General features: G+C 47.2%; 14 protein-coding genes and 1 riboswitch. Of the genes, 3 read left to right on the top strand and 11 right to left on the bottom strand.

The genetic code is table 11. From position 1 onward, the window contains the following. Positions 1-16: 16 nt before the first annotated feature. The 3 genes from EJP77_RS18015 to EJP77_RS18025 form a co-directional block, all read right to left on the bottom strand. The gene (locus EJP77_RS18015) at positions 17-430 is read right to left on the bottom strand and encodes a DUF1878 family protein (RefSeq protein ID WP_127200654.1); all 414 of its coding nucleotides are present in this window, start codon (positions 428-430) and stop codon (positions 17-19) included. Positions 431-530: 100 nt separating this feature from the next. Beyond that, positions 531-1,472, bottom strand: coding sequence for a DMT family transporter (locus EJP77_RS18020; RefSeq protein WP_127200655.1), 942 nt, complete (start codon positions 1,470-1,472; stop codon positions 531-533). A 139-nt stretch (positions 1,473-1,611) separates the two neighbouring features. Beyond that, a riboswitch (FMN riboswitch) is annotated at positions 1,612-1,766 on the bottom strand. A gap of 107 nt (positions 1,767-1,873) precedes the next feature. Further along, positions 1,874-2,782 carry an AraC family transcriptional regulator gene (locus EJP77_RS18025; protein ID WP_127200656.1) on the bottom strand — a complete coding sequence of 303 codons (909 nt, stop codon included), beginning with the start codon at positions 2,780-2,782 and terminating at the stop codon, positions 1,874-1,876. A gap of 171 nt (positions 2,783-2,953) precedes the next feature. On the opposite strand from EJP77_RS18025, the gene EJP77_RS18030 reads away from it, so the two are divergent. The 3 genes from EJP77_RS18030 (at position 2,954) to EJP77_RS18040 (ending at position 6,679) form a co-directional block, all read left to right on the top strand. Beyond that, complete coding sequence (locus EJP77_RS18030; protein ID WP_127200657.1) at positions 2,954-4,729, top strand: ABC transporter ATP-binding protein; 1,776 nt, start codon at positions 2,954-2,956, stop codon at positions 4,727-4,729. A 201-nt stretch (positions 4,730-4,930) separates the two neighbouring features. Further along, complete coding sequence (gene tnpA / locus EJP77_RS18035; protein ID WP_127200658.1) at positions 4,931-5,404, top strand: IS200/IS605 family transposase; 474 nt, start codon at positions 4,931-4,933, stop codon at positions 5,402-5,404. A 228-nt stretch (positions 5,405-5,632) separates the two neighbouring features. After that, on the top strand, positions 5,633-6,679 hold the full coding sequence (locus EJP77_RS18040) for a DUF4349 domain-containing protein (protein WP_127200659.1): 1,047 nt from the start codon (positions 5,633-5,635) through the stop codon (positions 6,677-6,679). Positions 6,680-6,747: 68 nt separating this feature from the next. Here EJP77_RS18040 and EJP77_RS18045 read toward each other — a convergent pair whose 3' ends face one another. The 8 genes from EJP77_RS18045 to EJP77_RS18080 form a co-directional block, all read right to left on the bottom strand. Continuing rightward, complete coding sequence (locus tag EJP77_RS18045) at positions 6,748-7,998, bottom strand: methyl-accepting chemotaxis protein (protein ID WP_127200660.1); 1,251 nt, start codon at positions 7,996-7,998, stop codon at positions 6,748-6,750. Between the two features lie 110 nt (positions 7,999-8,108). Next, complete coding sequence (locus EJP77_RS18050; protein WP_127200661.1) at positions 8,109-8,999, bottom strand: molecular chaperone DnaJ; 891 nt, start codon at positions 8,997-8,999, stop codon at positions 8,109-8,111. Between the two features lie 86 nt (positions 9,000-9,085). Further along, on the bottom strand, positions 9,086-9,856 hold the full coding sequence (locus EJP77_RS21065; protein WP_185897396.1) for a carboxymuconolactone decarboxylase family protein: 771 nt from the start codon (positions 9,854-9,856) through the stop codon (positions 9,086-9,088). Then, entirely contained in the window at positions 9,853-10,248 is a 396-nt protein-coding gene (locus EJP77_RS18060; RefSeq protein ID WP_127200663.1) for a MerR family transcriptional regulator, read from the bottom strand. Before EJP77_RS18060 ends, EJP77_RS21065 begins: the two co-directional genes overlap by 4 nt. 139 nt (positions 10,249-10,387) lie before the next feature. Beyond that, a complete protein-coding gene (locus tag EJP77_RS18065) occupies positions 10,388-10,726 on the bottom strand; it encodes a L,D-transpeptidase (protein WP_127200723.1) in 339 nt (112 codons plus the stop codon). Between the two features lie 54 nt (positions 10,727-10,780). Beyond that, the gene (locus EJP77_RS18070) at positions 10,781-11,671 is read right to left on the bottom strand and encodes an alpha/beta hydrolase family protein (protein ID WP_246021933.1); all 891 of its coding nucleotides are present in this window, start codon (positions 11,669-11,671) and stop codon (positions 10,781-10,783) included. A 9-nt stretch (positions 11,672-11,680) separates the two neighbouring features. After that, a complete protein-coding gene (gene fumC, locus EJP77_RS18075; RefSeq protein WP_127200664.1) occupies positions 11,681-13,066 on the bottom strand; it encodes a class II fumarate hydratase in 1,386 nt (461 codons plus the stop codon). A gap of 219 nt (positions 13,067-13,285) precedes the next feature. Beyond that, positions 13,286-13,927: a metal-dependent hydrolase gene (locus EJP77_RS18080; RefSeq protein ID WP_127200665.1), complete on the bottom strand. Its 642-nt coding sequence runs from the start codon at positions 13,925-13,927 to the stop codon at positions 13,286-13,288. Between the last annotated feature and the right edge of the window lie 88 nt (positions 13,928-14,015).

Raw genomic sequence — 14,015 nt, forward strand, 5'->3', positions numbered from 1 at the left:
CATGAGCGGTATGGAATCAAGAATAAGGCTCCTGATTTAGCAAAAATTCACATAATGGTGGAAATATATGCTGGCCTTTCAAACTTAGTAATAGGTGATCGACTTGGAAGTTAGTGCCCAGCACCGACTTTGAGAGGTCGGAGAATTCTTCTAAATTTGGAGGTGCATCCCTTAGCAAATGATCTGTGTTAATTGAATAAGGACTCAGTTCGTCTTGTAGCTCTTGTATTTCATGCAGGGGCGGTGAAGTATAGTCTTGTTTGAAACGCCAATTTAAAATTCGAAGAATCTTCAAGATTGCGTCCATTTGTTTTTCAGTAAAATTGTGATTGAGTACAAACATAAAGAAAGGATAAGCATCTGAGGGAATCATTCTTTTCAAAAGATTGACCTGATGGGTTAATAACTCCAGTCTTGCTTCTATTGTCATTAAATCCTCCCCCTTTGTTCATATTCAAGAAAAACGAATAACCAGCCTCCGAGTAATTGACGGTGACTGGTTATTAGGCATTTCTATGTTATGTTCAGCATTAGTCCTGCTGCTGTCTGGATATCACATACAAGGCCAGCCAGATGAAGATGAAGCCAACGAACTGAGGCATGGTTATGACCTGCTTGAAGACAATCCAGTTCACCATCACGGCAACCATAGGGAAGCTTAACTCAGCCAGGGTAGCGAAGGAAGCTTTGGTCGTTGACAGTCCTCTGTAGTAGAGAAGGAGACTAAGCAGACCCGGAACCAACGCTTGCAGGAACATGTTCACCGTGGTGGCTGTAAGTTCACCCGCGCCGGAAGGCAGTGTCCAAGGGGCGCTCTCCGAAGTGGTGATGAGGAACAGCAGGGGTAAAGCAAGCATGAACCGCAGGGAAGTTACCGTCTCATATTTCATACTCCGAAGCATATAGCGTCCCATCACTGTGGATCCTCCCCAAAGTGCAGCAGCGCCAAGAGAGAGCAGGCTTCCAACTTGAATGAATTCGCCAAAGTTGCCAATCGGGAGTGTCCATCCAAAGGTTAATAAATAAGTTCCGGCAATGGCCAGGACAATGAGTCCTGAGAAGTATTTAGGAAGGGCTTCTCTCAGAATGAGTCTAGCCATAATAATCGCGAACAAAGGCTGCATCTTCTGGAGCAAAAGAACGGCATTAAGATTGCCGCTGCCCGAAGACAGGGCCTGGGTGAACAGAATGGAGGCTATCGCAGAGCCTCCCCAGGAAATAAAGAGAAGTGCCGCTGCCTGCTTAAGGCGAACGGTCTTTAGTTCACTGCGGTGGGACCACAATACAGGAGCCGCGAACAAGAATAACAGGACATGTTCAAGAAGGACAATTTGCGCCGAGGTAAGGTACTTCAGCAGCTGAATTCGGAATAAGGGATCAGCTCCCCAAAGCGCTGCCCCTAGGACGACGAACCAGAATCCGGTACCTACCCGTCTCCGGCTGTAATTTAATGCAGTGTTGACATTTTCCATATTCAAAAACTCCTAACTTATTAGTTTTGAATATAGGACCTCGATGTAGAAAACCCCCGTATATACTTGTTCAAGTACACACAGGGGCTCATCAAACAAGCCACTGTGAACGGAAATAGAACCGTAACACGGCTTGCTTTATGATCTCCTCCCATCCGGACTTTACCGTCGGCCTTGGAATCACACCAAGTCAGTCGCCACTTTGCTTGAGCAATCATGACGAGTCGCGGGCTTGAGGTTCACGTACGAACCCTCACCGCCGGTCAGGAATCTCACCTGCCCCCGAAGATCCATATTCGATTAGTTGTAAATTCATCTAACTATATGAAATCGCTTACTGTCAATATGACAAATGGAAAAAAGTTAGTGATGAATGCTGTCCTTTTTTGTAATGGTCAAAACTACAAGGATCTCTGCTGCTGGGTATCAAGCGGTGTTAAGTGCAGCACTTCGTCTTGATGGTTCTTGCGGAACGTACCTGGAGTATATCCGGTCCAGGCTACAAACTGACGGCTGAAGCTCTGAACATTCTCATAACCGATCCGGTGGGCGATGTTCTCAATGGACTCACTGCTGCTTACCAGCATTTGCATCGCTTCCTGCCGCTTGAGAATCATCAAATATTCGCGTGGAGACATTCCATAGAACTGCTTGAATACCCGGTGACAGTGCCTGCGGCTGACACCAAGCTGATGTGAAATATTCTCAAGCCAGTCGCCTGTGATATCCGGGGTATTCGTATCCGAAGACAAGACCAGCGTCTCCACCTGCTTCGCAATGAGATAAGAGAGCTCCGAGCGCAGAGTAGGCTCCTTACCCTGGTTCTCAGAATCGAAATAAGACTGAAGCTCTGTTATAAGTGTAAATAGATGGAGAAACAATCTGGAAGTCGACTTGGAGTCTTCATACAGTGCTTCCATTAAATTCTCAACAAGAGGACCGAGCAGGGTGTTAAGCGGATGTCCTTGTGGATAGAGCCCCTTGTTATTCATTTCGAACAGTTTAAGAAAAATGGGATCCTCCACCTGAAAGTGCATGACGAAGAAGGTCGCGTCCTCTTGTCCTCTTATTTGATAGTCATGCATCTGCATAGGTGATATGAGCATCAGATCTCCGGCCTGCTGCTCGTATTCAGTGGACCCGACGATCGCTGTCTGAGTACCTGCAAGCAAGAGATTGATTTCGAAGAGCATATGGTGAACATGAGGACCGCAGGTCCAACCGCTTGTTACGGTACGGGTATGTGGAGAGTAAATACAAATTTCTGAACGTATATGAGGGAACCATCGTTCCGGCGGCAATTTTCTCATGATGACAACAACTCTCCTGAATGTCCGATTTGGTTAAACTTGTGTTTGAATCGGGGCCGATTATGTTATAGATGATCTGGGCCTGTAGAATTATACTTATTTCTGTGCTGTTCAGCAGATCTAATCAGGAAGTCCCTATTCATATCATAAGTAAAAAAGCAGGTGAAGGAAATGGCAAAGTTAGAAACATTGGATTATACGAAGTGGTTCGAGAATGAGCAGGTAGCCAAAATGAAACCGCTTAGCCTGCTCGCCAGACTATTTAAAGATCACGGAAGTAAAGTAGCGCTGTCAGCTTTTTACTTTACACTGAAGGCACTGCCTGTATGGGTACTTCCCGTGGTTACAGCGAATATTATCAACCTCGTCAGCTACCCGGAACGGCATTCCCTGTCCGAGTTCTGGATTAATTTTGCGGTTATTGTTGTGATTATTCTGCAGAATATTCCCACCCATACGCTTCATATCAGTAATATCAGTATGGCCGTGAGGCATGTGGAAGCCGGATTGCGGAGTACCTTAGTGCGTAAGCTGCAGCAGCTTTCACTCGGTTATCACGGAGATATGAATGCGGGAAGGTTGCAGTCGAAGGTGCTTCGCGATGTGGAAGCGATTGACTTCTTGTCTAGACAAATGATGATGACGATCATTCCTTCGGTAATCAGCTTAATTATCATTATCGGACTTACTTTGTACCATAGTTGGATCGTCGCGTTATTCTTTATTCTTATGGCGCCTACTTCCATCTACCTTGTTCGGTTCTTCCGGACGAAGATGTCGAACAGCAACCGGGAGGTTCGCCGTAACATCGAGAAGATGTCGGGTACCGTATCCGAGACGGTCGAGATGATTCCCGTAACCCGGGCACACGGGCTGGAGGATGTAGAGATTCGCAAGGTAGATAAGGCTCTTCAGCATATCCGTGAGCGGGGATACAAGCTGGATGTGCTTGAGGCCTATTTCGGTTCGACAAGCTGGGTTGTGTTCCAGCTGTTCCAGGTCGGCTGCCTCTTTTTCACGGCCTATTTGGCCCGTATTGGTATGATGGAGATCGGGGACATCGTAATGTACCAAGGCTTTTTCAATATGATTATCGGATCAGTAAGCTCCATCTTGAACGTATATCCGAACCTGGTGAAAGGCTTTGAGTCGCTTCACTCTGTATCGGAAGTTCTGCTGTCTAAAGAGACGGAAGAATATAAAGGCCGCGTCAATCCTGAAGTCATTCATGGGGGTTACAAGTTCGAGAATATGGGATTCAAATATAAAGAATCGGATCGTCATGTCCTGAGTGATTTCACACTGGACGTAAGGCCTGGCGAGAAAGTTGCCTTTGTAGGCGAATCCGGATCAGGCAAATCAACCATCCTGAACTTGATTATCGGCTTCTATAAGCCTCAGGCCGGACGTATCTGGATAGACGGAATTCCCATGGATGAGCTGAGCATGAAACGTTACAGACAGTCGCTTGCGATTGTTCTGCAGAACAACATTCTTTTCTCGGGTACAATTCGTGAGAACATTACCTATGGGCTACCCGAAATCTCGGAAGAGCACTTGCAGAAAGCAATCTGGATGGCCAACCTGAAGGATGTTATCGATAGCCTTCCGCAAGGGATTGATACCTCAGTAGGGGAACACGGAGGCAGATTGTCCGGCGGGCAGCGTCAGCGAATTGCGATCGCAAGAGCCCTTGTGCGGGATCCCAAAATTATTATTCTTGACGAAGCGACCTCGGCGCTGGATAACGTGTCTGAACGGCATGTACAGCAGGCTATGGAGCAGTTGATGGAAGGAAGAACTACATTTATTGTTGCTCACCGGCTGTCCACCGTACGAAATGTGGACCGGATTGTCGTCATGAAGAAGGGCAAGATCGTAGAGAGCGGAACATACGATGAGTTGATCGAGAAGAAGGGTGAATTCTACAAACTTAAGAATATGTAGAGCAATAGCATAATTTGGATTACGCGCATAGGCAGGCAGCCCTTTAAGGGCTGCTTTTTTTATGGCTTTAGCCGGTTGAGTGCGTGAAACGCGCGAAACAAAAAACCACCCGCTATGCGGGTGGAGGGATCAGCGGTTTGACCACTAAGACCATTCCGATAAAATTGAGATGTTCAGGCTCAAAGAAAGGAATGGTCTTAAATGGCAAACAAGAGCTACAGTCTAGCTCACACAAAGTGGATGTGCAAATACCACATTGTCTTCACCCCGAAGTATAGACGGAAAGAGATCTATAATCAAGTAAGAAGAGACTTAATAGAAATTTTCAAACGCTTATGTAAGTACAAGGGAGTAGAAATTATAGAAGGTCACATGATGCCTGATCATGTCCATATGTTGGTCGCGATCCCACCTAAAATTTCAGTCTCATCATTCATGGGATATCTAAAGGGAAAAAGTTCGTTAATGATCTTCGAGAAGCATGCGCAGCTAAAGTATAAATACGGGAATCGAAAATTCTGGGCAGAAGGATATTATGTGAGTACAGTAGGTTTGAATGAAGCAACCGTAGCGAAGTACATTCGTGAACAAGAGGCACATGACCAAGCAGTAGATAAGCTGAGCGTAAAAGAGTACGAAGATCCATTCAGCAGCAACAGGGACAAAAAGAAATAAACCAGTTTAACTGGTAAGTGAAAGTGACAAATAACACTGAGCCTGAACAGATTGTGGTCAGGCTAGCGTCTTTAGGCGCAGTTTGGCAACAGGGGGTTATACCCCAAGAGCAAACCACCCGTTGGACGGGTGGTCATGATTGTGCAAAGATCAGGCCGAAGTGCAACTTTCCAACATTTGTAAGCGTTAGGAGTGAAGAAAGAGATAAATTGAAATGGAGGCTGTAAAATGCAAAAACGGGGGTTTATCTGCATTTTTGTGTTGAGTCTTGCTCTAATGCTTGGAGCGTGCTCTTCGTCATCTGGTAACAGTGCCTCGAGTAAGGAAGCCATCGGCGGAGCCGCTTCTGACATGGAGAGCACGTCGCATTCCTCGTCTATATCGGGTGCGGATACAAACAGTCCGGCTAAAGAAGATACAGCCACCGCTGCCAAAGATCCAAAGCAGGCTGCATCTGGCTTTACAGACAGCGAGAATAAGGCAGGAGCGGATAAGAAGCTCATTTACAAGGCTGAACTTTCGATGAGGGTTAAGGACTATACAAAGGTCCAGACCGAAATTAGGAATCAAGTCGGTCAGGCTGGCGGGTATATCGTTCAATTCTCCGAGAATCAGAATGATCAGCAGTTGGGAGGGAGCTTCATCGTCAAAATTCCTGCTGCAGGGTTCACTTCTTTCATTGACGGAGTTGGCAAGATTAAGCATGAATCTCTGGATCAGAATATCGAGGGACAGGATGTAACCGAGGAATACATTGATCTGGAATCCAGATTGAAAGCGAAGCTGATCATGGAAGAGCGGTACACGTCATTCATGAAGAAAGCGACTAAGACCGACGAGCTTGTTAAATTTGCAAATGAGCTAGGACGCATTCAAGAAGAGATCGAACAGGCAAAGGGACGAATGAGATACATAGATAATAATGTCGCTTATTCTACTGTGACGATCCACCTCTTTCAGCGGGAGGGAACGGCTGGAAATGTAGATTCAGGGAAAGAGGACACTCCGCTAATGGAGCAAGCGGGGAATGCACTATCAGGCACGCTTCATGTCCTGTCTCTGTTCCTGCAGGGATTGGTTGTTGTATTGGCAGGTGCTTTCCCAATTCTCGTCGTGGGGCCAGTTCTGGGATGGGTAATCTGGAGAGTACGTAAAGGTAGAGCTAAGCGCAGGGCAGTCACACGAGATGCACTAAGGAAGGATATAAGTGGCAAAGCGATGGTAGATGCAGATTCGAATAGTGTAGAAGACAACAACAAAGATAGCGATTCTTAGTACACGAAAAACCCCTGATCTAAGGCGTTTAAGCCAAGATCGGGGGTTCTTTAGGACGTAAGGCTGGATTAGAATTTGAAAATGTGGATCGTCTTCTGAAGCTTGAATACTGCTTGATTCATAGCTTCTGCTTCGTCTGCGACGAGCTTGATGGAAGAAATCTGCTCGTTCATATATGCAGATACCTGCTGGGTACCGGCAGCGGATTGCTCCGTGATGGCTGAGATATTCTGGATTGCCCCGGAGATCTGGTGAGCACTTTCAAGCATAATATCACTTTCCTTGGAGAAAGACTCAATCTGCTCAGTAATGAACTGGACACTTTGAACGATCTGCTGAAAAATCTCTTTGGATTCCTTAATCATTTCGTTCTGAAGGCGGACAACCTCTTCATTAGTAGATATATGGGTAATAGCATGCATGATATCCATTTCTATGTTCCTGACAAGGTCGAAAACTTCCTTCGTGGATTGTGTTGATTCCTCGGCTAATTTGCGGACTTCTTCTGCCACAACAGCAAATCCTTTACCATGTTCACCCGCACGTGCAGCTTCAATAGAGGCATTGAGCGAGAGGAGATTGGTCTGTTCAGCTATTTCGGAGATCGTCTTGGTGATCTTGGTGATTCCCTTCGCATTTCTGGAGAGTGTATCTATAGTTGCGCTTACTTTATTAGTCGCTTCGATATTTCGCTGCATGCCTTCTGCCTGCTTCTCTACCGCTTGACTACCCTGTTCCACTAGACTGAGCGTATGAGCCGATCTCACATTCATTTCCTTGGTTGAATCAGCATAACTGCCGACCTTCTGCTCGATCTCCTGTATAGCTGTTGTCATTCCGGCTACGTCCTGGGAGATTTCATTAGCCCCGACTGCGAGTTCATGTGCAGAAAGTGCAACCTGATGCATGACCGTGGAAAGCTCCTGATTCTTATCAGAAATTCCACGACTTGCGCTCATTACCTGACTGGTGATTCCGGATGCATCTCTTAGAATCTGAGTAAGCTTGTCCACCATGCTGTTGAAGGAGCGGCTTAAACTGCTGGCTGTTCCGCTTTCGTCTGCTCTTTGGGTAAAATCACCCTTGGAGATTCGATTCGTTACGCTGGTAATCTCGTCAAAAGAAGATGTGAGCGCTTTCTCGATTACGCGTGAAAGTGGATAGGTTAGGATGGCGAGTACCACGATTAAGGCAATGCCGACCAGTACATTTCCTAGTAGAAGGAAGGTTACCAGAACCGGAACTCCGAACAATGCGGCAATTAGATAGCACGATGCTGTAATTCTCGCTGACATTGATAGTTTGTTTAACCATGACATAGGAAAATCGTCCCCCTTTTATAAGACCCGTTTCCATATTATAGCATCGAGTAGGATTAATGGTCTATATAAAGATTGGGGGATTCCAAATTTCAAATAGTTATAGAGCCTTACTTGCCCTTAAGATATTGTTCAATAAAATGAATGGCCTGCTCCTTGTGAGCAGCGCCATCACGAATGCCAAGGATGACATCAGTATGGGTAAACTGAAGCTTAGCCGCAAGAGGAGTAACCGAGACATCGATACCGTAAATATGTTCCACTGGACTGTCTTCCTGCTTAGCCTTGAGTACCTGAGATTCCTTAAGCCAAGGGTTTAATCTGCTCTTCGCTTCTTGATCCAGGTTCATGAGAGCGCTGCTCTTCGCAATCCAGGCATAGGATGCTTTGTCCATTATGAAGAGATCGGGAGTTTCTGTACTGAGCTGAAGCAGGGCCTTCTGCTGTAATGCCATGCTGGTCTGTCCAAGCTCTTGGTTGGGCAGATAGGAGAGCAGGGCGGTTACTCTTTTCCATTCAGGAAAAGGAGCCTTCAGGGATTCCTCTATCGCCGCTGTTCCTTCCTGACCACCCAATGGAGAGAAATCTCCAAGTATCATAACTGACAAATCGATCGGGGGCAGCTTGGCGAGCCGCTCTTGCTCCGCTCTATGATTCAGGTAGGCATTAATCCCGACTATAACCACGATTAGAGCAATAAGACCGACGAACACTCTGGCTTTATACAAACGGAAGAAATCATCAATTTTCTCGGCAGGTCCGGCAAAGCCTTTGTACTTCGCATACTTTTGTCTGGATAGTTCCTCGAACTTCTGTCTGTCCTGGGTCCCCGTAATATTCCGGTATGCCTTGGCAATAGGCTCGAACTGCTCAGAAGGCTTTGAGCGATACTGCCTGACAAGTATATCAAACCGCTTCTCTACTTCCTCCCGGGATGCAGTGTCCGGTAAATCAAGCACTCGATAAGAGTGCTTCAAATCTGAATCATTCTCCATGTCCATATGAATTCCCCTCAATCGTAATCAAACAGTTCTGTCCTCTAATTATAAGGGGTGGGGGAATGAAATGAAAATAACAACTCAACAGCTCACTTCTGATGTTCAAAAACTTGGCGAGCCGTGCTTACCGCATTGAGCACCTTGGGGAATCCCGTATACGGATAACACTGCAGGAGGGCTTCGATCACTTGCTGTTCGTTTAATCCTACTCGAAGAGCCGCATGAATGTGTACGCGCAGCTGCGGTTCACATCCCCCTTGGGCCGTTAAGGATGCCAGGGTAACCAGCTGTCTTTGCTTAGCGTCAAGAAGGCTTCTGCTGTATATTTCACCGAACGTGAAATCGACAATCTGGTCGGCCAACACAGGAGCAACTCCGGCAAGTGACTCGAGCACCTGCGTGCCATGCTCTCCGTCAATCTCCTGCAGCTTTGCAAGACCCGTCTCGCGAATATTCCCGGCATTCAGGAGCTCATCCTGAATCGCTATCTGGATACCCAGCTCCTCGAATACCAGCTTCGCAAGCGAGATCGCATTTAGTGCGCGGGGGAAGCCGCTAAACGGAATGGTATGTGTGATTAACTCGATGATTTCTTCCGGGGCAAGACCTACCTTCATGCCGAATTGAATATGCCACTTCAGCTGGCCAGGGCAGTCTCCCAGTGAGGTAAGGGCAGCAATCGTAATCATTTCACGCTGGGTGAAGGACAGAAGAGGGTTCGTGAACACTTGTCCGAAAAATTCAACAATGTACCGGCCGATATGTGGTGAAAGTTCGCTTAAATTAGCCAGTACGCCCTTGATTCCTTCCTCATATGTATCCATCAGCAGCTGTTCGCCTTTATTATAAGCATCACTCATTTGGATTCCTCCTTCAGGGGATAGTCTTCTTCCCATTGTTTGTAGACCACAATTTTGTCCTCAATCGCATCTTGATGTTCCTGTAAAGCTTCAATCTGCTTCTTAATGGATTCCAGGTGGGCTTCGAGAAGCTGTCTCCTTTCTTTGGCAGTGGATGGACCCTGTCTCCTTAGGTGCGCGGCCTGCTGCATTTGCCGAATGGACATTCCGGTTGTCCGAAGACGGAGAAGGAATCGAATCCATTCCAAATCGCCTGCGGAATACTGGCGGCGTCCACCTGCGGCTCGTGTAATCGGATGAATGAGTCCATTTTTCTCATAGTAACGCAAGGTGTATGTACTGATGCCGGTTAACTCTGAAATTTTCTGTATACTTAAATATTGTTGTTCCATAAACCCATTCTACAACTTAGAGCGCGCTCTAAGTCAACTAAAGAGCTAAGAAACAACAAAAGAGCAGCACCCTGGTCTTAGGACAAATGAACATTAAGGCTGTTCATATCTGTCTGTTCCAGGATGCTGCTCTTGAGTATTATTGACGAATAGTCACGCGGGTTCCTACGGGAACAAGATGCGATAAGGCGACCACATCTTCATTATGCATTCGAATACAACCATGGGACACATACCCGCCGATAGAGGAAGGATCATTTGTCCCATGAATTCCATAATGGGGCTTAGATAACCCCATCCACAGCACACCGAAAGGTCCTCCAGGATTGACCTGTTTATTAATAATCGTATACTCCCCGGCTGGCGTTTGGGTTAGCATTTTTCCGACGCCTACTGGGAATGCACGGGTTACCGTATTGCCGTCCAGCAAATACAGCTGCCGCTCCGACAGGTCCACAATGATTCGATACTGCGGCACTTTCATCCACTCCCATACCTCTTCGTATCTTATACAGATTATGTGAGAGGGCTGTTAAGGGTGAGTGTCAGTATCTTTGGACTCGGCAGGAGAGAAGCCTTGATCCGGTGTTCTAATCCACTCGAACATCCGATTCACAGCTTCAAGATGAATATCACCGGGGAAGTGGTGCCCGTAATTCGGATAAGTATGAAACTCAGCAGGTATACCTAGCTCCATAAGTCGGTCATACATCTTCGAACCATGGCTGTAATCGACCTGTTCATCCCGGGTTCCATGAATAATCAGGACAGGGCCATGGAGGCGATTAGCCAGTACAATGGGGGAGCGAGAAGCGAATGCTTCGGGCTGCCTGGCTGGTGTTCCGCCTAACACACGCTTTAGCATTCGCCGAAGTGTAATTCGTTCTTCGTAGGTCTGAGCAAGATCGGAGACACCGCTCCAGAGAATGAGCCTATGCACATCCGGCATCTGGGCTGCAGTCTGGGTTGCATTAATCGATCCCCGTGAGAATCCCATTACAGAAACTTGTGTACTCTCCACAAATGGGAGACTTTGAAGAAGCCGGTAAGCGGAGAATACATCCTCTTGATCCGCACCGCCAAATTCATCGCGTCCTTCTCCGCCCTCATTCCCCCTGTAACAGGGGGCAAATACAACCGTATCATATCTTGCGAATTGCTCAAGCCAGGAGGTCTTTACACTACCAATCTTGCCCATGCCGCCTCTGCAGTAGATGAGAACAGGCCATTTTCGCAAAAGTATGCTGAGATTACTGCGAACAAGTGATTGAGCTATCCTCTCTGCCTGAAGGCCCGGATTCTCATAGAACGCAGTGATCCAGAAATCTAAATCGCTTAAGGATATATCGAATCCCTCTGGCAGACACAGGTACCCTTTAACCTTATTACCGCCCGATAAGTAGGTGATCTTAAATATCATCATGGCAGAAGATTACTTTGGAGTTATCATGTTCTCCGGTCTAACATATTGATCGAACTGCTCTTCGGTCAACAGACCTGTCTGCAGGGCAGCCTCTTTCAAGGTAAGGTTCTGTTTGTGAGCAAGCTTGGCGATTTTGGCTGCATTCTCATATCCGATATGTGGATTAAGGGCAGTTACCAGCATCAGAGAATTCTTCAGGTTATGCTCCAGCTTCTCATAGTTCGGTTCAATTCCAACTGCGCAGTTATCGTTAAATGCGACGAGAGAATCGGCAAGAAGTCTTGTGGACTGGAGGAAATTATAGATAATAACAGGCTTAAATACATTAAGCTCAAAGTTCCCTTGGCTGGCTGCAAAACCGATCGTTACATCGTTGCCAAATACCTGGGCTGCGACCATCGTAATGGCTTCACACTGCGTAGGATTGACTTTACCCGGCATGATCGAGCTGCCCGGCTCATTCTCGGGAATGGTAATCTCGCCGATACCGCTGCGAGGGCCGCTGGCCAGCCAACGTATGTCGTTGGCGATCTTCATCACATCGGCTGCAAGTGCCTTAATGGCTCCATGGGTATAGGTTACTTGATCATGGCTGGTAAGGGCATGGAACTTATTGGAGGCTGATGTAAAAGTCTTGCCGGTTGAAGCGCTGATCTCCTGGGCGGATCTGTCGCCAAATTCAGGATGCGCATTGATTCCTGTACCAACGGCCGTGCCGCCAATGGCAAGTTCTTTCATATACTGCACGCTTTCGGAGATCATCCGGCGGCTCTTCTCCAGCATATGCTGCCAACCGCTGATCTCTTGTCCAAGAGTAAGTGGTGTAGCGTCCTGAAGGTGGGTACGGCCGATTTTGATGATATCTTTGAATTGTTCGGATTTCTGTTTGAAGGTATCTTCGAGCTTAAGGATTGCAGGCAGCAGAAGGTCTTCAACTGCGATAACTCCGGCAATATGTAAGGCGGTAGGGAATGTGTCGTTGGAGCTCTGGGACATGTTCACATCATCATTGGGATGTAGGCGCTCTGACGCTCCCTGCTCCTGGAGCAGCTGATTACCGCGGTGAGCAATAACTTCATTAACGTTCATATTGGACTGGGTTCCGCTTCCGGTCTGCCAAACGACTAGAGGGAACTCATCATCCCAGCGGCCTGCTTCGATCTCGTCTGCGGCCTTGGCAATGGCTGCGGCCTTCACTTCAGATAGCTTGCCCAGCTTCTGGTTGCTGAGGGCGGCACTTCTCTTAAGGATGGCAAAAGCTTTGATAACCTCAATTGGCATATGCTCAATCCCGATCGGGAAGTTCTCTTTGCTTCGCTGGGTCTGTGCTCCCCAGATCTTGTCCGCGGGAACCTTGATTTCTCCCATCGTGTCTCTCTCAATACGGTAATCCATTGTTATTAATCCCTCCAAATCGTTTGGTTACTAGAAATTATATCATCTTGTGGGGGATACGGACAGCGTTTACATAAAGAGAGATAAAGGGGGATAACTTGGATGTGAAGTAACGCTCTATTAGAGAATTATTAATAGCCAAAGCAGGACCTTCTCCACGGACGGTGGTCTGCTCTGGCTGAATAGCGAAGAATGAGGCTGAGTATCCTGTGCAGAGTATTAACGCAGTTTGAAGGGTTTCTTGTAAATTGGATACAGCCATTTCACCCCGGCAGGGGTAAGCGTATCTGCTATAAGGTGGGAAAGGTATCCAAGTGTAGCAACGGTCATAATACCCGGGAGCTGAAGCTGGTTCTCAAGGCCACGACCCATTAACCCCCAGAGAATCACCGCCCACGCCGTATGCGTCATACCTCGATGCTTGAGCCAAGGGGCGATAGCAATGAAGAGGCCCAGCCCGCCAAGCCAGTACATTTGCCACATCAATGCCGCGTAGATGAATACCCCGCCGATCACGCTGATGAGTGTGTTGCGGATCATTCCCTCTCTCGTTAACAATCCCAGCATGAACATTACAATAGAGGCAGCTGTATACTCCGGATAGAACACTCCCAGAGTGAAGTACTGATAGATAAGTATAGAAGTGGTAATGAACCCTGCCCACAGCAGAAGACTTCGTATGGTGTGTGATGCCTTGCCGATTCTGGAGCTAAGCATGCTGGGACCATCCAGGTCAGCACTTAGTGCAGAGAAAGCAGAGACCGCCAGATAAAGGGCAGCGCTCCTCGGGGAGAATGGATAATGAGCCGCCGCAGCAGCCCCAATGGCTGTACCAATAGCCAAATGACTGGTTCCTTTCATATCTTCCTCCTGCCTGACTTAAGTAGATTTGGGTATGCAAACATATGTTTGCTAATTTATTATACATGGATAGGAAGAGGGGGACAAG

It is taken from the genome of Paenibacillus zeisoli, assembly GCF_003994465.1.
Taxonomy (GTDB): domain Bacteria; phylum Bacillota; class Bacilli; order Paenibacillales; family Paenibacillaceae; genus Fontibacillus; species Fontibacillus zeisoli.

Bases quoted from the DNA above. Each gene is read 5' to 3' on its own strand.
- EJP77_RS18015 (WP_127200654.1), bottom strand. From the start codon at position 430: ATGACAATAGAAGCAAGACTGGAGTTATTAACCCATCAGGTCAATCTT.
- EJP77_RS18020 (WP_127200655.1), bottom strand. From the start codon at position 1,472: ATGGAAAATGTCAACACTGCATTAAATTACAGCCGGAGACGGGTAGGT.
- EJP77_RS18025 (WP_127200656.1), bottom strand. From the start codon at position 2,782: ATGAGAAAATTGCCGCCGGAACGATGGTTCCCTCATATACGTTCAGAA.
- EJP77_RS18030 (WP_127200657.1), top strand. From the start codon at position 2,954: ATGGCAAAGTTAGAAACATTGGATTATACGAAGTGGTTCGAGAATGAG.
- tnpA (WP_127200658.1), top strand. From the start codon at position 4,931: ATGGCAAACAAGAGCTACAGTCTAGCTCACACAAAGTGGATGTGCAAA.
- EJP77_RS18040 (WP_127200659.1), top strand. From the start codon at position 5,633: ATGCAAAAACGGGGGTTTATCTGCATTTTTGTGTTGAGTCTTGCTCTA.
- EJP77_RS18045 (WP_127200660.1), bottom strand. From the start codon at position 7,998: ATGTCATGGTTAAACAAACTATCAATGTCAGCGAGAATTACAGCATCG.
- EJP77_RS18050 (WP_127200661.1), bottom strand. From the start codon at position 8,999: ATGGACATGGAGAATGATTCAGATTTGAAGCACTCTTATCGAGTGCTT.
- EJP77_RS21065 (WP_185897396.1), bottom strand. From the start codon at position 9,856: ATGAGTGATGCTTATAATAAAGGCGAACAGCTGCTGATGGATACATAT.
- EJP77_RS18060 (WP_127200663.1), bottom strand. From the start codon at position 10,248: ATGGAACAACAATATTTAAGTATACAGAAAATTTCAGAGTTAACCGGC.
- EJP77_RS18070 (WP_246021933.1), bottom strand. From the start codon at position 11,671: ATGATGATATTTAAGATCACCTACTTATCGGGCGGTAATAAGGTTAAA.
- fumC (WP_127200664.1), bottom strand. From the start codon at position 13,066: ATGGATTACCGTATTGAGAGAGACACGATGGGAGAAATCAAGGTTCCC.
- EJP77_RS18080 (WP_127200665.1), bottom strand. From the start codon at position 13,927: ATGAAAGGAACCAGTCATTTGGCTATTGGTACAGCCATTGGGGCTGCT.